Genomic DNA, 21,875 nt, shown 5'->3' on the forward strand with positions numbered 1-21,875 from the left:
TATATAAACATAGTTAAAGTATTACTATACTGTTAAATTTTATAAAAAAAGTATTACTAAAAAAATAAAAAGTGAATGAAGCTAATCATTCACATTAAGCAGATACAGTTACAGTGTTTGCGATGTTTGCACCATTATAGCTTGAAGTTATAATGTACTGACCTGCCTGTAAGTTAATATTTAGTTTTGCCTGACCTGAAGAGTCAGTAACTCTGTTGTAGAAAACACCATTGATGTTAAACTGAATAGTTTGACTAGCATATGCCTTACCTTGACCGTCAACGAGAGTTGCAACGAATTTTGTTCCGTCACGGTATTTCATTGAAATGTCTTTTGCGGACAATACAGGCAATACTTTAATCTTGTTTGAAACTTTACAGTTTTTATATTCCGCAGTGATGATGTAGTCTCCAGGCGGCAAGTTCAAGTTGAGTTTTGCAATTCCTGATTCGTTGGTTTGACGAGTGTAGAATACACCATTGATGTTGAATGTTACGCTTTCACCAGCGCCGACAGCTTTACCGTCATCACCAATGACTTTAACTGTGTATTGTGTTGCATTTCTGTAGTATTTGGTAATATCTCTGTTTTCTATGAGTCTTGCTATGATAGTAATGTTGTTTGCTGCATTTTCACCAGTTTCAGGATTCATTGCAGTAATCACATAACTACCTTGCCCCAAGTTGAGGTTCAATTTAGCTAAACCTTCATTACCAGATATTTTACGTTCATACATTACACCATTGATGTTAAATGTTACAACAGTTCCTTCTTTAAGGTAGTTACCTTCACTGTCACGGAAAGTAGCATAGTATTGAGTTGCGTTTCTAAAGACTTTAACAACATCAGTACCGTTAACGGTAGACAATATAGTAACGACTGAATTAATAGTCTTGTTATCAACAGTTACAGTAGCATTGTAAACACCACTGTTCAATGACAATCCAATACTTGTTGTACCATCAGCTTTAGTAGTTCTGTCGTATTTTTGACCGTTAATAACAATAGTAACAGACTTGTTAGCAACAGGATTACCTTCACTGTCTGTTACATTTACAACAAATCTTTCAGATCCGCCATAGTATTTGGTTACGTCAGGAGCGGAGACGATATCTGATTTGTCAGCCTCTTCAACTTCGTAAGGAATATCTTTTGAAGCAGGGTTGTATTTATCATCACCTGAGTATGTTACATGAGCTGTGTAGTTTCCAGGTCTTAAACCAGGAATAGAAATAGTTGCAGTACCGTTTACAACAGGAGCAGTGTATGGATTGCCCTCAACAACAGCAGTCACATTACCTGTAGAATCTTTAGGTAAGTTTACAGTAATTGTAGAGTTTTCATCTTCAACTGCCTTATCTGCAACAACATCCATAGTAGCATTCTCCTTAGAAGGAACAGGTTCTTCTTTTGGATTAACTGTTATTGTTACATTATCTTCTGCAGGGTTATACTTATCATCACCGGAATAAACAACAGGCAAAGTAGTATTACCAACAGCTAAACCAGAAACAGGAACACTAGCAGTACCATTAACCACAGGAACAGTAGTATTGCCAACAGTCACATTACCAGTAGCATCTTCAGGTAAAACCACAACAACAACAGCATCTTCACCATCACTAACAGGATCAGCAGTAATATTCATAGTAACATTTTCTTTAGAAGGAACTGGTTCCTCCTTAGCATTTACAGTTAATGTAGAGTTTGCAGTTGCATTATTGAAATTATCATCACCAGCATAAGCTAAATCAATAGTATAGTTTCCTTTACTTAAATCAGGAATTACAAATATGACTTTACCATCAGTTAATGAATCTGTTTTTGTAATATTACCGACAGTTATTGTTACATCACCAGTAGCATTTTCTACAGTTACTGTAATTGTAGCGTTTTCTCCTTCTGTTATTTCAGGAGCATCAATGACAATTGTAGCATTTTGTTTAATGACTTCCGGAATAATATTTTCCACAACAACCATTTGTTGTAATGCTAAAATAGTAGCACCGGTTGATTCAAAGTAGATTTTGATATTTCCTGAAGTTACATTTGCAATGAATGCTTCAACAGAGTTAGATGTTCCATTCCAAACGTCAGTATTAGTTTCACCATTTATAATCAAGTTTCCTTCACCAGATTGTGCACTTGCAGCAAAGACAAATAAAGTAGCATTGCCATCAATCACATCAAAGATGGTGTTAAATCCAGCATCCAAATTCTTATTGTTAGATTTAGATAACAAATCAGCTTCTTCCAATATATAAACAGTTTTTTCAATTGAACTATTTTCAGCATTAGTTAAAACTATTAAAGTGCTTGGATAAACAGCAGCATTACCTTTAGTCTTATTTAAAACAAAGGTATTTACACCATCAACAACTAAACCAGTTACATTATAAACAACTAAACCGTAACCATATTTACCATAGTTACCTAGGTTAGACTGATCTCTGTAACTAGCAATAGGAGTGATAGTTTGACCGTTGAATGTAGTAATCCAAGTATTGAAGTCACCATTTGCGATTTTATCCCAGTTATATGAAACATAAAGCAATGCATCACTGACAACATCATCATTTAAAGCAACATCAAACACATCAGTTCTGTTTGTTGCAGCACCTGCACTATATTCTTCAGTAGTCACTACAATAACATCACCAGTGACAGTGAATTCTCTTAATGTGGAGTTAGCATTAGGATATTCGAAGTCTTTTCCTAAATTACCATTGTATAAAACAACAACAGTATAATTGCTTTCATCAATAATGATACCTTCATCATTTTCAACTATTACAGTATAATTTACTTTCTCATTATTATTTCCGTTAACAGTGTTTTCGGTTACTGGTCTTATTGTTGAATCAATAATGTTTAAAGTGTAGGACTCATTTGCATCATATTTGGCAATGGTTTCACTACCAATCTCTTCATCACCAATTAAAACACGGACAACAACATTTTCAGCAGAAATTCCAGTATTTTTAACGGTTAAAGTTAAATTATTGACAACACCTGCATAAATAGTGTTGGCATACTCAGTTTTTAGTGAAGTTTCAGCACCAGGTAACTCCTTAGCTCTTGTTACTACCAATATTTGTTCATATACAACAACAGTAGACATCAATTTAGGGTTGGTTAAGTACCATGCATCATTATTTTCACCGATTACATCAGTTACATTTGCAATATATGGATAACAACTGTTACTGCTACCTTCATCCCATAAATCAGAGAATACTTTATCATTGAATGATATGTTTCCATCATGTTTTCCATCGGCAGAACCCGCGAATACATACCATGAAGCATCCTGAATATCAGTTATGTCAATGCCATTGAATGGTACATATACATTTGTTTCATTTGCATATTCTTTATTATAATATCCATATAATACATCACAAATATCGCTAAAGTAAACATCTTTAATGGTTTTAGAAGCAGTTGTATTGTATAAAACAACTAAAGTGGATGGATATAATGCACAGTTTCCGGTTTTTGTTATGTTGAATGTATTTTCACCATTGACAAAGTAGTCGCTTACATCAAATACTAAGGAACCATATTGGTAAATACCCCATCCTCCGAGGTTTCCTTGGTCAATATCCCAGAAAATGTATTTTTCAGTGATATCATTTCCATTGAATGTTAAAGTCCATCCTTCAGGGAAGAAAGAAGTATCCCAATTATAATTGAAGTATAAGAATGCTTTAACTAAAGTTGAATCATCTGGAACAGAAATATTCCAGGTTTCAGTTCTTTGTCTTGAGAACTGATCCATATATACATCAGTAGGCTGTGGTGAAACGATAACATCACCAGTAATGGTGTAATTTCTATTAATTTTATTATCTGAACCATCATAAGCATATGTCTTGTTTAGATAACCATTATATGCAACAATTTTATCAAATGATTTATTGATAATATCACTATCAGCATATTTTACATTAATATTATATTTGATTTTATTGTTTTGAGCACCAGGCCAAACAGTATTTTCAGTTAAATCCCTAACAGTTGGATCAGTAATGACAATAGTTGAAGTTCCAGTAGGTAATGAATCAAATACATATGTTGCTACAATTTCATCAGTTTCATTGCTATATACTTCAACAACAACATTATCAAGAGATTCTGATGCTTTATTGTTGATTTGAACAGTTAAATTATTTTCAACACCTGCATAAACACCGCTAGACCATGGAGTTTTCAATGAATCAATGTCTATTTCAGGTAAAATTCCATACTCAACAACAACCATCTGGTGTAATGCTAAAATAGTAGCACCTGTTGACTCAAAGTAGACATTTATATTATCAGAATCAACCTCTGTAACATAAGCCTCAACAGAATTAGCAGTTCCACACCAAACATTTTCATTTTTCTCATCATTAATAATTAAGTTTCCTTCATTATTTTGAGCACTTGCAGCAAAGACATATAAAGTAGCATTGCCATCAACCACATCAAAAGCCGTACTGAATCCAGCATCCAAATTCTTATTGTTAGATTTAGATAACAAATCAGCTTCTTCTAAAATATAAACAGTTTTTCCAACAAGACTGCCAGATTTATTTGTTAAAGCTATTAAAGTACTTGGATAAACAGCAACATTACCATTAGTCTTATTTAAAACAAAAGTATTCTCACCATCAACAACAAAACCAGTCACATTATAAACAACTAAACCATAACCATAAACACCATATTTTCCCAAGTTAGATTGATCCCTGTAACTAGTAATAGGAGCAATAGTTTGACCGTTGAAAGTAGTAATCCATGTATTAAAATCACCATCTGCGATTTTATCCCAATTATAAGAAACATAAAGCAATGCATCACTGACAACATTAGTGTTTAAAGCAACATCAAACACATCAGTTCTGTTAGTATCAGCACCTTTCATATATGTGGAATCACTTTGAGTTAAAACAATAACATCACCAGAAATAGTAAACTCCCTTAAAGTAGGATTAGCTTTAGGATATTCGAAATCCTTACCTAAATTACCATTATACAAAACAACAAAAGTAAAATTGCTTTCATCAAGAACAATACCATCATCATTTTCAACAACAACAGTATAATTAATTTTTTCATTGTTGTTTCCATTAACAGTATTCTCAGTTAAATCTCTAACAGTAGAATCAACAATATTTAAAGTATAAGTTTCACCAGCAGCATAATCAGCTATAGTTTCGCTACCAATCTCCTCATCACCAATCAAAACACGAACAACAACATTCTCACCAGAAATGCCAGTATTTTTAACAGTCAAAGTTAAGTTATTGACAACACCAGCATAAACAGTATTAGTATACTCAGTTTTAAGTGTAGTTTCAGCACCAGGCAACGGCATATCTCTTGAGACAACCAACATCTGTTCATATACAACAACAGTAGTCATTGTTTTAGGATTTGTAATATACCATGCATTATTGTCTTCACCAATAACATCACTTACATCAGCAACATAAGCAAAACAGCTATTATCACTTGACTGGGTTGACCATATACTTTTAAACTCTTTACCATTGAATGATAAATCACCATCATTTGCACCACTTGCAGCACCAGCAACAACATACCATTGTGCATCTTTAATATTATCTACATTAATTCCATTATAAGGAACATAAATATTAGTCACACCATCATATTCAGTATTGTAATAACCATATAATAAATCACATATGTCAGTGAAGTATACATCTTTAAGTGTTGTACTTCCAGTAGTATTATATAATACAATCAATGTTGATGGATATAATGCAGCAGCATTACTTCCTTTAGTTATAGCAAATGTATTTTCACCGTTTACAAAATAGTCACTTACATCATATACTAGAAGACCATATTGATAATCTCCCCAACCAATGTTACCTTGGTCCTTTTCAAATGATACATAATCATTTATAATATCCTTTTCATTGAATGATAAAGTCCATCCATTAGGGAAATATGATTTGTCCCAATTATAATTGAAGTAAAGGAATGCTTTAACCAAATTAGAGTTCTCAGGAATAGAAATATCCCATGTTTCAGTCCTAGAACCCGCACCAGCACTTACATATTTATCTAATGATTGTGATGATAAAATTACATCACCAGTAATTGTATAATTTCTATTAATTATGTTATCATGCCCTTCATAAGCATAAGTTTTATTAATATAACCATTATATGCAAGTTTTTTATTATAAGATTTAGAATCCAAAACATTTCCATTATATGTAACATTTACAGTATATTTAACCAAATTAGCATTATAATTACCAATGACAGTGTTTATATCAATATCTCTAACAGTTGGATCATTAATAATAAATTTAGAAGTGCCGCTGGTTAAAGAATCCACATTGTAACTTGCCACAGCATCATCACTTTCATCAACATATACATCAATAATTACATTTTCCAGAGCATTAGATTCCTTGTTATTCAAGGTGATAGTCAAGTTATTGTCCAAACCTGCAAAAATTCCATCACCCCATGGAGTAGTTAAAGAATTTATGACTACTTCAGGAATAACTTCTGCTTTTTCAGTTGCAGTCAATAACAACATGTTAGTTTTGTAAGAACCATATCCTGAACTACTAGCTGAATAAGAATAAACAAGATTACTGCCTGAATTGAAATAATTAGTCAGGTTATCCCAAACAGCATAAATATAATAATTACCACTATTTTGACTGGAAGGACTATCAGCAGCTTTATTGTTAAATTTAATATCATATGCTAAAAAAGAAGATAATGCGATTGTTTTAAAAGTAATATTGTCTGTTGGGCCAGTATAACTATTTGTGTTTAAATTAATTGAAGAGGATGTCTGGGTCCAAACCTGACCTACATCAAACCAATAGTTAATCTTATCATCATCACCATCATCATAAGCTAAAAACAAAGAAATTAACTTAATTCTACCATCAAAACCATAATTACCATACTTTGAATTAGCCACATTAATCCTGATTGTATCGCCAGGAGACAAGGCAGCTAAATCATCAGTAATATTATAAGTATATTGATAATCTGAATACTGTTTTGATGTATGGTCATTAATTACATAAACCGTATCATCATTTGCCTGATTACCAGAATATGTTAAAGCCTCAGAACCTAAATTTTTTGTTGAAGAACCAGTAGTTAAAGTTACATCAGAAGTTAATGCATAAGTATCACTATTACCACTACCAGAATAAGAATTTATAACCACAATAGCAGATTTAACATTTTTAACATCATTAAGAATTGCATATTCCAAACTTCCAGAGGTAGTCCATGGATTAACGGCAATAATATCTGCACTACCTGATACAACACCAGATTCCCTCAAATATACGGAATCCCAATTTGTTGGAAGAACTTGTTTTTCCTTAACTTTAATTAGAACATAAGAATTATCCATTTCCGGATATCCTCCACCTCCTAAAAATTCACCAATATATTCCCCACTTTCTTCCGCACTAAAAGTTAATTTATAACTAGAGCTACTAGCCTTTAAATTCCATGAAGATATGTCCAAAGAAAATATACCATTTCTCATGTCAATATATCCCAAATCATTAGTTTTTAAATTATTATACTCCAAAGGAAAATTTCCATCAGTATTAATGGAATTTCCAGTATATAAAGTACCTTTTATGACACAACTATCACCTTCAGTAATAGTTATATCATCATTTTCAAATTTCAAATAGGAATTACTTGATGAAGCGGGATAACTTAAAACATCATCAGAATTTCCTTGATTAAATGTTTCTAAAATATTATTTTCATCATTATTTGTTAAAATATTATTATCAGTTGAATTAACCGAAACATCATCAATTTCGGCTGCAGAAATAGCAGATAACGAAATTAACAATGTAAATATTAAAACTAAAATGAAAATTGAATTTTTAATATTTATTTTCAATGATTAACCTCCTAATTACATTATAACTAATTGATTAGTTACAAATAAAGATATAATAATTATTATTAATAAAATTAATTAAAGTATTACATAAATAATTAAATTTTATAAAAAAGTAATACTATAATACAATAACTATAAACTAAACTAAAAACAACATATATAATATATTAAATAAAAATGAGGCTAATCCATGATGTGGAATGAGAAAATAGAAACAATGTCAAGGCAAGACCTTGAAGAATTACAATTAAAGAAACTTCAAAAAACTGTAAAAATAGCTTTTGATGAAATTCCTTATTATAACAAGAAATACAGTGAAGCAGAAGTTTATCCTGAAGATATTGAAACATTAAAAGACATTGAAAAGTTACCATTCATTACAAAAGATGACTTGCGTGAAAGCTATCCTTTCGGACTAATCCGTGTTGACATGAAAGAAATCAAAGAATTGCACTCTTCATCAGGTACTACAGGTAAACCAGTAGTTTCAGGATACACCGAAAAAGACTTGGACACTTGGGCAGAAACAATAGCTCGTGGATTAACCATGATGGGAATTGGCGAAGAGGACATTCTTCAAAATACACACGGATACGGCATGTTTACCGGAGGATTCGGTGTTCACTACGGATGTCACAAGGTTGGAGCAACAATCATTCCTATTTCAACCGGACAGACCAGAAGACAAATCGAAATCATGAAAGATTTCGGCACCACAGGATTGATTTTTACACCATCATACGGAATACATTTAGGGGAAGTTGCACTTGAAGATGGAATTGATCCTAAAGAATTGGGAATCAAGGCTATTGGTTTTGGAGCTGAAATGTGGACTGAAGAAATCAGACAGAAAGTGGAAGACATCTTCGGTGCAAAAGCATACAACATTTATGGATTAACAGAACTTATGGGACCCGGTGTAGGTGTTGAATGTGAAGCACAGGAAGGTTTGCACATCCCTGAAGACATCTATTATCCTGAAATTATTGACCCTAACACATTAAGGACTTTAGGGCCAGACACTCCAGGAGAACTGGTATTGACTAACTTAGAAAGAGAAGGAATGCCAGTAATCAGATTCAGAACAAAAGACCTGACCAAAATAACCTATGAAAAATGCAGCTGCGGAAGAACACATGCTAGAATGAGCAGAATTACAGGAAGATCTGACGACATGATTAAAGTTAAAGGTGTAGCTATTTTCCCATCACAAATCGAAAAGGCATTGCTTAAAGCAGGTGATGTAGAGCCTCATTATTTAATAATAGTTACAAGACCTGGAACTTTAGATGAAATCGAAGTTAAAGTCGAAGCATCACAGGATATTTTCTTTGATGGTGTTAAGGAAATGATGGCAGTTCAGCAAAAAATCGGAAAATCAATTGAAAATGAAACTGGTATCAGAGTAAAAGTAACCCTTGTAGAACCAAAAACCTTACCTAGATTTGAAGGAAAAGCTAAAAGAGTTATTGATGAGAGGAATTTACATTAGGTGGTATAAATGAAAATCAAACAGCTATCAATATTTTTACAAAACAAGATGGGCAGTCTAGCAAAACCCCTGGAAGTTTTAACAGTTGCCGATGTCAATATCAGGGCAATGTGTATGGCAGACACTTCCGAGTTTGGTATATTAAGACTTGTTGTTGATGATCCTGAAAAAGGAAAGGAAGCTTTAGAGCAAAACAATTTCCTTGTTAAGATGACGGAAATAATCGGTGTTGAAATGAACGATGCACCTGGAGGCCTTACCAGTGTTTTAAAAATAATCAGAGACAACAACATTGATTTGGAATATCTTTATGCATTTACACATGACAAAGCGGACAAAGCTATCCTATTACTTCATGCATCAGATATTGACAAATTGATTGAAGTTCTTGAAAACAATAATATTACAATAGTCAAAAGTGAAGAAGTTTACAATTTATAAACTTCTTATCCTATTTTTTAAAAAATTAGATTATCAACGCAGTTAACCAGTTCGCCAGCTAATTTTCGTGAAACTTCCATAGGTTCATATGAATAGCATTCATAAACAATAGTAGCGATTCCTGCCTCTGCTGTAGGCTCTGTAATGAATGATGGACTTGATCTGAATTCAGGTTCGTAATATACAACCTCATCAATCAGATTTATAATTTCATTTACATATTCTGTTGATTTTTCATCAAAGCCCGGTGCAAAAACAAAATTGGTAATCTTATACTCACCAGGACCGCGAGATCCTCTGTTGGAGTGAATATCCAAAAACAAATCATATTTGTTATTAATTATTTCATCTTTAACAAATTCCTGAGCCAGCAATTGACCTTCAAGACGGCCTTCGCTTTCACTTTCAGGATTGTCCACTTCAATATTATAAAGGTAATAGCAATAGTTTAAATTTTCACAACTGGTCAGTTCTTCAAACAGTGCCCTGTGGGATTTGCTTTCAAGAGGATGCATTCCAATGAGATATGCAATTTTAATGTTTGAATCCGAATTGCCGAACGGACCATGAATATAAACACTGCCCAAGTCATTTTTACCAAGTAATTTAGAGTCGTAATCTTGAGAATTAATTTTAGCTAAAGTTGTTGGACTGTCAGGATAGTTCATGGTAAAATCTCCAAAAATAAAAAAAATAGGACTAGAAAAAATCTAGTCGTTTGAAGGTGCGCGTTCACCTAATTCTTTGTTCAATTCATACATTAATCTGTTGTCGCCGTCAGCAAATTTAGCTTTTGCGAGCAATTCCATTGCGTTTTCTTCTTCTTCAACTTGTTCTTCAACGAACCACTGCAAGAAGTTGTTGGTTGCATGGTCTTTTTCTTCAATAGCTAAGTTTACTAAGTCATTGATTAATCCGGAAACCATTTTTTCATGTTCTAAAACATGTTCAAATGCTGCTAATGGAGAATCCCATTCAGTTTGAGGTCCTTCAATAGCAGATAAAGTTACAGAAGCCCCTCTTCTGATAATGTAATCATAAAATTTCATACCATGTTCTAATTCTTCTTCAGCTTGTACTCTCATCCAGTTAGCAAATCCTGCTAAGTCTTCATCTTCAAAATAAGCTGCCATGGATAAGTATAAATATCCTGAGTATACCTCAGCGTTTAATTGAGCATTTAATGCTTTTTCCATATTTTCTGATACCATTTTATATCACCATAATAAGTTTTGTAGTTTATTAAATATAAATTTAAAGAAAAAATAAGTTTATAAAAAAGTAGCTATTAAAATAAAATTTAATGAGATTATCTTAATAGCTATTGTAGACAGTGAAAGATAGTTATGGTTTCCATAACTCCTCTCTTTTTTAATTAAACAATTATTTTATATTAAGAAGGAAAAAATAATTAAAAAATTGGTTATGCCGACAATTTAATAATTATACTCCGGGCTGATGTATGAATTTTTTAATATAAAATAATCAAATGAAAAATAATCAAACAGAAAGCTGTTTAAACTATCTTTCTAACATTAGTATCTAAACACTAATCTTAGAAAGACAATTTAAGTGGGAGGGAAATAGCTATTAAATTAATAATAGCTATCAATAATAAACATATGGCTGACTATTTATTATTTACTCCAATTCCAATGGACCTAATTTAGAGAGAGTCTTATAAAATTCGTCCATTGTTGTTTGAAATTTTTCTCCTTCGGAAGCAGATATCCATTCGAATCTGAATCTTTCTTTTTCAATTCCAAATTCTTCTATGATATCTTGGACAATTTTTGCTCTACGTGACCACTTGTAGTTACCGGCATCATAATGGCAGTCACCTATATGACAGCCTCCTACAAATACACCATCTGCTCCTTCTTCAAATGCTTTAAAAATCATTGAAGGATTGATTCTTCCAGAGCACATTACACGAATAATTCTTATATTAGGCGGATATTGCATACGTGCTGTACCTGCAGTATCTGCTCCACCATAACAACACCAATTACATAATAATCCTACAATTTTTAAATCTTCAGACATGATCTCACCTCATAATTCCTCTTTAGCTGGACTATATAATGGAGGTTTGATATCATCACTTACACCTGCAATATAACCAGTCCTATCAGAATATTTCTTTTGCAATTTATCAAAAATCAATGAAACAGGAATATCCATTGGACAGACATCATCACATTGGCCGCAGTCAACACAACTGAAACTCATATGAGACAATCTGATTCCTTGGAATGCAATTGGTTTTGGAGGAATTCCTGAATTTTCAAAGTATGATTTATTGATTTCACAGTTTTCATGACACCAGCATATTGGACAAACATCACGACATGCATAACAACGAATACATCTGTCCCATTCTTCCATTTCATCAACTTTATCATAAACGGAATCCTGTGTTTTCTTAGACATTTTAATCATGATATTTTCAACTTTTGCTCTTGCATCAATTGCATCCTGTGATGGTGATTTTGTTTCAATTAATCCTGCTTTAATAGCACCATTAATTAATTCATCACCTTTTTCATCATTAATTTCAACGAATGTCCATCCATCAAGTGATCCCCAATTACCACAAGCAATATTTGCTTTTCTTGGGATTTTAACATCACATCTTTGGCAATTCAAACGACGTCCAAATCCTTCTTCTTCTAAATCATGGATTTTTACACCTTTTTCAGTACCATCAGCAAGTTCTACAATGAATTGACCTTTGTCAATTTCTTCACTTACTACATCATCAGGATTAATATCATAGAACAATTCAATCATTTTTCTTCCAGTTACTGGAGAAACTGTTCCTCCACAGTTTAATCCAACAGTGAATATATTATCTGGATTAATTTTATGTCTTTTTATTAATTCATCAATAGAACGAATATCACAAGGTTTTACTGCAACAGCAATTTTTTTATCAGACAAATATTTTTGAATTAAATCACCAAACATGGTAGGTGCACAATGATAAGATCCTGCAGTGTTAATTAAATCATCTGAATTTGTTACAAATGTTGGAACACCATCATATATATCATCACCAGGACTTAAAGCTAAAACTCCATCAACCAATCCTTCATCCAATAAATATTTGAAAATACTCGTAACAGCCCCACCACATTCTCCGGCTTCAAGAATGTCTGAGTTTTTTGATCTAGCTAATACGTAACTCATATTATCACTCACAATTTATTTTGAATTTTTTCAATAATTTCTATTTCACTAAGGTTTTCAGATTCAACAACATTTTCAAAACTTTGGGAAAGACCCATTGCATTGACATAACTACCATCAGTTTCAAGCCAAGTTTTAATTGGGACAACAATTGTTGAAATATCAGATGTAGAATTTGAACATGGAACAAAAGTAATGATTTTTGAAATGGATTTATAATCATAATCTATTTCAGCAACAAGATCATCATTAAAAATTAACAAAACATCTGTGTTATCTAATAACTCAATCATATCTTCTTTTGATTTTGCATCAATAATTTTTGAAACACCTTTAGAATTACATTTACTGAATACAGGTAATGATTTGCAATTGCTGTTAGCAATAGCTTCAACGATTTTTTCTAAATCATCACTAGATTCGATTTTACTGTAGACAACAACACTATCATCATCTAATTTATTAATAAGAGATTCAATAGAATCTGCAATTTCATCAGAGACATTTGCTGTAACAGTTTTTTCAGGAGCATATGAAAAAATATTTGCACCATTTTTCTTTGCATGAACAATTTTTCTTCCAATCAAAGGATTTTCATATACTACATCACCAATAACAATAACTTTAGATGCATTTTCAATTTCATCATAAGATGCAATATCATCATTTAAATTTACAAAATTATCTGCATAAAATGCAATATTAAAATTATTTAATTCAGCAAAATTTTTTATCATTTCTGCTTCTTCAACACTATTATTTCCAGAGCAAACAACAGTAATTTTATTAGCATCATTAGATTTTAACTCATTAGATACTTCATCAATAATTTTTTCAATATCAGAAACTTCCAATTTATTTTTATAAATTTCTATAGAATTTCTACCATTTAAACAATTTTTTCCTTCATTAATTTGATGTCTTTTGTAGGAATAAGTTCCTACTACATCACCATCCTGTGAAACAACATTAATACCACAACCAACACTACAGGAAGGGCATAACGTGTGCTTAATCTCCAACATAATATATCACCAAAATTAGTTAGAAAGAGTATCTGAAATCTTTTCACTGCCAAAATAATTGCATGATTCATTTCCTTCCAATACATGAGTAGATTGTCTAGTTAAAGAAAACATACCCATTAATACATCAAAAGCCTTATCAAAGATTAATTGTGAACAAGAAGCTTGAGAAAATTCCTCAAAACTTTCTAATTTCAATAAACCTTCAACTTTAAAACTTAAATCTAATGAATTGATAGATTTTAATATACAATCATATCTAATCTCCCTAAGATCAGTATCATAATATTCAACTGACCAATCAATTTCTAAATTTAACTTTTTATTTTTTGGATTTGAATAAGGTCTTATCATTCCAATTTTTTCTATATATATTTGCATATTACTCTCGCCAACAATTTAATCAAATTTTAAAGTGTAAATTATTCAACTAAGGATTTAATTAAATAATCTACTTTGTTATTGGTAGTATTAACCATATAAATGTTATTAAAGTATTACTTTATTATAAATTGTTTAAATTAAAAATTAAGGATTTTTTAATCATAATATAATAAAAAAAATATAACTAATTTTCAATACTTCAAATAAGAAACGTAGAATCGTTGAAATCAAAAATGTAATAATTAATGAAAATTAGACTTTTTGACTTATATCAACTAAAAACGTGAAAAATATAATTAAATCATGCAAATTTTAAAAATATCCACAATAATTATATTTTAACTATAAATAATTAAATTTATAAATTTATTAATAAAAAAACCTAAAATATGATAAAAATAAAAAAGTAATACTTTTTTTAAAATTATTACTACTTGAAAACATAAAAAAATTCAAAAAAGTATTACTAATTTTAGATGTACAAACCAAAAAAAAAACAAAATCAACAAAAAAAACTATCCTGAAAAACAAAATCAAACATGAAAAACAATCAATAAAAAAAAAACAAAAAACTATCCATAAAAAAAATCAAACATGAAAAACAATCAATAAAAAACAAAAAACATCCAATTAAAAACAAAATAAAATGCACAATAGCAAAATAATTAATTGATATTATCATTAAATAGAAGGGAAAGAGGTTAATGGCAAATGTTGATTTTAGAAGATAGATATGTGTAGTTAAAATATATAATTTTCAACAATTAAACCATTAACCTATGTTGTATTACAAAAGATATCTTGGCCAATAATTAATAAATACCATCATCAAAAATTGTAAATTGGGATAATAATAAAAATTTTTAATTATCAGCCAAAACAATTTTATTCTGGTTTTGAAATTAAATCTTTTTTAGATCCTGTTTGACCTTCCTTCATATGAGGAGTTCTTAAAACAGTATCATTAGATTTTTCAATTTCACGAGCTTCACTAGCTAATTTTGCAGCACATGAAGCCATTTCGTGAGCTGCTGCAACTAATGGAATGAAATTTTCATAACCTTTTGTCATGAAACAACCTTTCATATCTAAATTAGCAACTGCACCTGCCATTTCATATGCAGCAATAGCTTTTGCTTTAGCATATGGATTTTCAAAACCAGCAACATCAACAGCTTTTTCAGCAGTGATGATTAGTTTTGGTAATTCAATTTCATCTCCATTATCAAATGCATTGATAATATCATCAATGGTGTTTTGTACCAATCTTAATGCACCAGTTTCTGCAAGAACTTTTAAAATGTCTGAATTGAATATAGCCATTTCTGTTGGGTCTAACCATTCTCTTTTTGCACCAATCATTGGATCAGACATTACAATAATGTAACCTAAACCTTGTTCATCCATTTCTTCAGTTTTGCTTTTACCTGGAGCATCACCAATAATTACTGCAGGTTTATCCATTGCAGATAACAATTCTCTAGCTTTAGCTGGTCCAGGAGCTCCTGGATTTGGGCTAATGAAAATACAGAAATCTGGGTCAAATTGTTCTACTTTTGGTACAACATCTTCGACTTGTTCAGGATTCATTTTTGCACCAGATCCAAATACTCTAACATCAATATTTGGTCTATCAGCTCTTTCATCTAATAACAAATCTAATACTGGAGAAACTCCAATATTTCCGCTTTTTACTATTCCAATTTTTACTACCATTTTTTCACCATTAAATTTAATTTTTAAGCTGAAGGAATTATAATATCCCTTTCACCAGAAGGCATGAATTCTCTTAATGCACCCTTAGCTATTTCTTTTCTTGGATGTTTAAAGTCAAATGTCAAATTATCATCTGCAAATGCAATTTTAATTAATGGATTTGTACAGAATGCATCGCCTCTTGCAGCGTGAGGTGCTTGAGCAATACCTGCATATTCAGGTTGGTGACCTACATTCATTGCATAATTAGGATAATTAGGACCTCTTAATTCATGGATAAGACCTTCATCACTCCTAATTGATAATGAATTAGAAGCACCTGCTTGGTCTTGTAAATCATATCCATAAAATCCAAGTCTGGAATGAGCTTCTTTATGTAAAATCATACTTAAATACCATCCATTTACACCAGCATTGGAATTTCCTGTTGCAAAAGCAGTTGAACAACCTGCAGCGGCGGAAATAACTGATGCTCTTTGAGAACCACCAAAGTGAGTTTCTAAAAGAGTAGGTATCTCATACTGTTCTAAACCATAAAGGGTTACTTCAGTAGATATATCACGTACAGTATCCATATCTAATTCAGCATTACACATCCCATAATTCTTTTCGACATAATCCATTCCATAATAAATGAAATCGTCAAGGATATCATCAGTATAAGCTGCACTAGCATATTGTGTAAAACCAACACCACCAGACATATAAGAACCCAACCAAACTTGGTCATATAATACAGCTGCAGCAGCAATAACTTCTAAAGTTACTTCTGCAGGATCATCAGAGATTCTTGAAGTTTGAACCATATCTGCCAAATTACCGAATGCTACACCACCCGGCTCATTAGGACCTCTTGCACGCCTAGATGGTAAAAATGCTCCCATTCCGATTACATCAGCGTGTTTTGCAGCATATGAAAAGTCAGCAATAGCTGCTTCACCAGCACATAACTTATATGCATTGATAAAACTCATACCAATTTGCATTGCAGACCATCTTGAAACAGTACCACCGTCACAAGCCCTTACAACTAAAGTAGGAACTCTACTTACTTGGTAAGTTTTATTTCCAACATATTTTTTAAGCATTTCTGCTTGATCTTCCGGAAATTCTTTATTGATATCAATTAGAACTCTTTTGTCTAATTCATCTGCTAAATCATCATTTCCAGTGAATATTTTTGCATAACAGTCATCGACAAGACTAGGGTGTACTTCAACCATATGTTCCTGTACAACAGCTCCTCCAGGAAGTGCGTGGTTAATATTTTCCATGTACTCGTTGATTGTTTCCGGAGTTACTTCAACCCCTAATCTTTCTTGTAAAACAGAATGAGCAGTATCCATACCTACGATAATAGTTCTTTTAATATCATCAACCAATTGTTGAATTGCTGCATTGTTACAAAAGTGTAAATCATCACCTTCAACATAATCTTCAGTTCCAGAAATCTTATATGCCATTAACTGTCTTTGACCTAATGGCACCCCAATATCTGGATTATAAAAAGGCATATTTCTTTCTTTAGCTAATTTTTCAGCAGCATCATTAAATTCTCTTTTTCTTTCAGATTGTTTCCATCCATCGAAACAATAAAAACTGGTGTGATCACTTTCCTGATCTTCACCTTTGAATTTTTGATTTAATGCGTTTAAAAATTTTTTATCTTCCAAACCCATTCTATTCACCTAATTTCTTTTTTAAATCATTAGAAAATACTCCCATACCATATCCTCCTTTTGTTCTAGCGGTATGGATATTTTCAACGACTTCAATTGCTTCTTTATCCTGTCTCATACCAATATTATCTTCCCTATATATTGTTGTGATATCTTTTAGATATTCTTCATCCAATGGAGCTCCCACATCAATCATTTCATCTAAAGGACGACCAACCTGGTCTTTTACATAATAAACATGACCATCTTCCTCATTGAAAATATATCTTTGAAGTCCATCAAACATCAAACCATTTTCATCAAGTCTTAATGAGTGTCCATGTACAGTAGCTCCTCTCATACCACATCTAGCAGGATCAAAAATATCTGTTTCAACCAATTCTTTAGAAATTTTTTCTAAATCCTGTTCCCTTATTTCAATTACCTGCCTTCCAGATAATGTACCAGTATCCACTCCCCTATATCTCCACATGTAAGTTCTTGCCCTATCATATGGCTGAGCAGGAGCATGATACATTGAATCTGCAAATTGAATATATCTAATTCTTATTCCTTCTTTAGCACCAGGAGTTGGCTCAACAATACTTTTAATAATATCACCATCGTCTTCCATTTCAGCTAATGGTGGGTGGACAGTTTTATAACTTTCACCAGGACTCCTGTGACCTAAAATTTTAACTAAACCTTCATCAGATACAGATCTAATCTTTTTAAATTCATGGTCAGGATTCATATGCTTTCTTCTATTTTCAGCAATTTTTGTTTCTCCAGGACCAAATTGAGCTTTATATTCCATAATTCACCAACATAATATTATTTAATAACTTTAACTGTTTCAGATGATATTGAACGTGCATCAACCAAACCGATATAACGTTTATCAATAGCACTTTCGAAATTATTGCCATATTTTAAATAGTCAGTGATTGTTGATTTTGTTCTGGTAAAAATACCGACCAATATACTATAATCACATGGCATATTTTCATCTAAAATTTCATGTAAATTATCCATAAAATCATTAAAATTAGTCATATCAACTGTAATGATAATTTCTCCAACCATTACTCTTAATTCCAAATCAGTATCTTTTACACTAATGATTTTCCTGTCAGTATGATTAACGATATGGCCTTTTCCAGGACCATAAAATACTTTTAATGGTATTGATGGACCATGAATTAAAACCCTTTGTTGACCTTCCAAATCATAAATGCAATTTAAAATATTTTCAGTTGTATTAGGCTTCAAATATCTATTTGGAACAATTTTTATGTCAATAACATTAATTTTTTCTGATTCTTCCATGAACACACCTTTAAAGTTTATCTTTTATTTCACCTGCAACATTTGCTACATTAGGAATTGGATTTCTAAGATTATCAATAGTTCCATATACAGTTCCAATCAATGCAGAAGTTCTTTTAACAGAAAACATCTGAGTTCCTGCATCCAAACACATTGCAGCAGACGCACAAGGAATTGCAGTTCCTTTAGCATGTCTTGTTACTACGTGATTTCCATGAAATGTACCTGGTCCTCCTCCACCATAAATTGAATGTGAGAAGAAACTAAATCCTACACCAACACCTTCAGTTCTACCATAATCTACACCAGGAAGCCCAGTTTCGTATTCTAACATATCATTATAATACAATACAGTGGATGCTACTGCTTGAGCAGCCCTAGCAGCACCAACATTAACAATTACTGCAGCAAGTAATCCTGCAGCAGCATATGCATTCCATAATGCCCAATCAACAGGCTCATACATATTATATCCAGAAGGCATTTTTTTAGCTACTTTAATTACATTATCTTCTATTGCTCTTCCAACTAATGATTGAATTACAGTTCCAACAGTCCCTTTCGCATTCTCTTTAACTATGTCAAAAACCAAATTATCAGCATTCAATCCCTGATAAGCCAAAGTCAATAAATGCATTCTTTCAAATGCACCAGTAGCATCACCAGTTTCAAACATTGCGGTTTGTTCCATAATTGATGATAATGCAGCAGCATTTAAAGTTTGTTTATTAGTAATTGCAACAACATGGTTTGCCATAATGTTCCTAAGACCATATCCCAAACCTTCTAAAAGAACCGGTGGTCCTAAAAGAGCACTAATATGAGCACCTGAAAGATCCACAGTTCTTGGATAAGCACCCATTACTGAAGTTTTAATTGTGGATGCATCAAACATATTAATATCAAAAGTATCAATAATTGCCTGAATTGTTGCAGCACCTGTTTGTAATGTTGAAACAGAATAATCTGCAGCCACATTTAATCTTTCAAATGGAAGTTGGACTAATAATTGCTGTCCTTCATTTATTAGATTAACAGAAGTATCATCATCCTCATTAACTTGAAGAATCTTTTTTATTTTTTCACCAATCAATTCAGCATTTTCAACAATAGGAAGATCTAATTCCCTACCTGGAATAAAAACAGATTTACCACCCATAGCAGCAGTTTTTAATCCTTTTTCAATACCTGCCAAATTTACAGCAGCAGATCTTTTGATATCATATATCATTTCTTGAATTGCGGAATTTTTTAGTGGACTAATTGCTTCTAAAGGCACATCTCCTTGGAGAAGTTTACCATTAGGACCATACAAATCTAATTGATCATCATATATTTGCATTAGTAACCTCCTACAAAAAAGTATTAAAAAAATATTTTATAATTAATACAATCCCCAAAATAGGATTAATAAATTAAAAAGTTATTATTTTAATACTAATTTAACTAAAATCGATTATCATATGAAATAATCAATTATATACTTGATAGTAATAAACATATAAATATTTTTAAAGTATTACTTTATTCAAATTACTTAGATTTAAATAAAATAAGTTAAAAATCCTTTTAAAATAATATATTAATTTATTATTTATTTAAATTAAAAATAAATATTAAAATAATAGTTAAATTAAAAAAGTAATAATTTAAGCAAAAATAAAAAATTTCAAAAAAAATAGCCTAAATAAATTTAAAAGATTCATAATTAATTAAATACCCCAATATAGGCAAATCATATTTTAAATTAAAATTAAAGAAAAAATATCTTAAAAATCTAAAAAAAACTAAAAAATAAATGATAAATAATAAGTAATACTTTTTTTAAAATTATTACTACTTAAAGACATAATAAAATTTATTAAAGTATTACATAATATTTAATGTAAAAACAAACATAAATTAAAATATGATAGAAAAATCCGTCTACGAAGATTATGAAATAGAATTCAGCGATACATACACCAGCAATGATGCCTATTATTTTGCTTTCAATGAAAACAGAGAGTTGTATTTGAAAAATAAGAAATTAATTACAGAGGTTAATGAATTAGATATTAATTTCTCATTATTCATAGGCAAATACAAAAATAAGGACTGTTTTGTTGTAAATGCCAATTTTAAAGCGGGTTTCGATTTAAGGGAAGTCTATGAATTTGACAAAGATTTATACCTAATGGGTACAAAAGCTGTTTTAGTTAACGATTGGTATATATCACATCAATTTTGCGGAAGATGTGGAACACAAACACAAGTAGATGAAAAGGACATGATGTTAAAATGCCCTTCCTGCGGACAAGTGCACTATCCGCGCATCGCTCCTGCAATTATTGTGGCTATCCGAAATGAGGATAAACTTCTTATGGCAAAACACTCATACCATGACAACATCAGATATGCTTTGATAGCAGGATTTGTAGAACCTGGCGAGTCAATAGAAGAAGCAGTCCACAGAGAAGTAAAAGAAGAAGTTGGAATCAAAATTAAAAACCTGAAATATCTAAAAAGCCAATCATGGCCATTTCCAAACTCACTGATGCTGGGCTTTGAAGCCGAATATGACTCCGGTATCATCAAAGTAGACGGAGATGAAATTGTAAAGGCAAAATGGTTTAAAAAAGAAGAAATTATTCGTTATGAATCAGACATAAGCATTTCTGATTGGCTAATACAGAAATTCATTAATGAGAATTAAAAAAAAAGAAAAAAGAGGT

General features: G+C 31.5%; 15 protein-coding genes. 3 read left to right on the top strand and 12 right to left on the bottom strand.

Annotated elements, in window-relative coordinates; all coding sequences use genetic code 11:
• Nucleotides 1-94: 94 nt before the first annotated feature.
• Nucleotides 95-7,921, bottom strand: a complete 7,827-nt coding sequence (locus SM9_RS06555; protein ID WP_058739378.1) for a DUF3344 domain-containing protein — start codon at nucleotides 7,919-7,921, stop codon at nucleotides 95-97.
• Nucleotides 7,922-8,114: 193 nt separating this feature from the next.
• Between SM9_RS06555 and SM9_RS06560 the strand changes: the two genes are divergently transcribed.
• Nucleotides 8,115-9,416 (top strand): phenylacetate--CoA ligase family protein, encoded by a 1,302-nt coding sequence (locus SM9_RS06560; RefSeq protein WP_058739379.1) that lies wholly within the window; start codon nucleotides 8,115-8,117, stop codon nucleotides 9,414-9,416.
• A gap of 9 nt (nucleotides 9,417-9,425) precedes the next feature.
• Nucleotides 9,426-9,857 carry an acetolactate synthase gene (locus SM9_RS06565; protein ID WP_058739380.1) on the top strand — a complete coding sequence of 144 codons (432 nt, stop codon included), beginning with the start codon at nucleotides 9,426-9,428 and terminating at the stop codon, nucleotides 9,855-9,857.
• 17 nt (nucleotides 9,858-9,874) lie between these two features.
• On the opposite strand, the gene SM9_RS06570 is transcribed toward SM9_RS06565, so the two are convergent.
• The 11 genes from SM9_RS06570 to mcrB all read right to left on the bottom strand — a co-directional run bounded on the left by SM9_RS06570 (nucleotide 9,875) and on the right by mcrB (nucleotide 20,503).
• Complete coding sequence (locus tag SM9_RS06570; RefSeq protein WP_058739381.1) at nucleotides 9,875-10,525, bottom strand: hypothetical protein; 651 nt, start codon at nucleotides 10,523-10,525, stop codon at nucleotides 9,875-9,877.
• A 42-nt stretch (nucleotides 10,526-10,567) separates the two neighbouring features.
• Complete coding sequence (locus tag SM9_RS06575; protein ID WP_058739382.1) at nucleotides 10,568-11,068, bottom strand: ferritin; 501 nt, start codon at nucleotides 11,066-11,068, stop codon at nucleotides 10,568-10,570.
• Nucleotides 11,069-11,498: 430 nt separating this feature from the next.
• Nucleotides 11,499-11,903, bottom strand: coding sequence for a hydrogenase iron-sulfur subunit (locus SM9_RS06580; protein WP_058739383.1), 405 nt, complete (start codon nucleotides 11,901-11,903; stop codon nucleotides 11,499-11,501).
• 9 nt (nucleotides 11,904-11,912) lie between these two features.
• Complete coding sequence (locus SM9_RS06585) at nucleotides 11,913-13,049, bottom strand: Coenzyme F420 hydrogenase/dehydrogenase, beta subunit C-terminal domain (RefSeq protein ID WP_058739384.1); 1,137 nt, start codon at nucleotides 13,047-13,049, stop codon at nucleotides 11,913-11,915.
• 8 nt (nucleotides 13,050-13,057) lie between these two features.
• Complete coding sequence (locus tag SM9_RS06590; RefSeq protein WP_058739385.1) at nucleotides 13,058-14,074, bottom strand: molybdopterin-dependent oxidoreductase; 1,017 nt, start codon at nucleotides 14,072-14,074, stop codon at nucleotides 13,058-13,060.
• Nucleotides 14,075-14,089: 15 nt separating this feature from the next.
• Nucleotides 14,090-14,455: a hypothetical protein gene (locus SM9_RS12175; RefSeq protein ID WP_058739386.1), complete on the bottom strand. Its 366-nt coding sequence runs from the start codon at nucleotides 14,453-14,455 to the stop codon at nucleotides 14,090-14,092.
• 888 nt (nucleotides 14,456-15,343) lie between these two features.
• Complete coding sequence (locus SM9_RS06600; protein ID WP_058739387.1) at nucleotides 15,344-16,174, bottom strand: F420-dependent methylenetetrahydromethanopterin dehydrogenase; 831 nt, start codon at nucleotides 16,172-16,174, stop codon at nucleotides 15,344-15,346.
• 23 nt (nucleotides 16,175-16,197) lie between these two features.
• Nucleotides 16,198-17,847, bottom strand: coding sequence for a coenzyme-B sulfoethylthiotransferase subunit alpha (gene mcrA / locus SM9_RS06605; protein WP_198144467.1), 1,650 nt, complete (start codon nucleotides 17,845-17,847; stop codon nucleotides 16,198-16,200).
• A gap of 7 nt (nucleotides 17,848-17,854) precedes the next feature.
• Entirely contained in the window at nucleotides 17,855-18,649 is a 795-nt protein-coding gene (gene mcrG, locus SM9_RS06610) for a coenzyme-B sulfoethylthiotransferase subunit gamma (RefSeq protein ID WP_058739389.1), read from the bottom strand.
• A gap of 17 nt (nucleotides 18,650-18,666) precedes the next feature.
• Complete coding sequence (gene mcrD / locus SM9_RS06615; protein WP_058739390.1) at nucleotides 18,667-19,161, bottom strand: methyl-coenzyme M reductase operon protein D; 495 nt, start codon at nucleotides 19,159-19,161, stop codon at nucleotides 18,667-18,669.
• A 10-nt stretch (nucleotides 19,162-19,171) separates the two neighbouring features.
• Complete coding sequence (mcrB, locus tag SM9_RS06620; protein WP_058739391.1) at nucleotides 19,172-20,503, bottom strand: coenzyme-B sulfoethylthiotransferase subunit beta; 1,332 nt, start codon at nucleotides 20,501-20,503, stop codon at nucleotides 19,172-19,174.
• Between the two features lie 567 nt (nucleotides 20,504-21,070).
• Between mcrB and nudC the strand changes: the two genes are divergently transcribed.
• The gene (nudC, locus tag SM9_RS06625; RefSeq protein ID WP_058739392.1) at nucleotides 21,071-21,856 is read left to right on the top strand and encodes an NAD(+) diphosphatase; all 786 of its coding nucleotides are present in this window, start codon (nucleotides 21,071-21,073) and stop codon (nucleotides 21,854-21,856) included.
• Nucleotides 21,857-21,875 lie beyond the last annotated feature (19 nt).

The organism is Methanobrevibacter millerae (genome assembly GCF_001477655.1).
GTDB classification, from domain to species: domain Archaea; phylum Methanobacteriota; class Methanobacteria; order Methanobacteriales; family Methanobacteriaceae; genus Methanocatella; species Methanocatella millerae_A.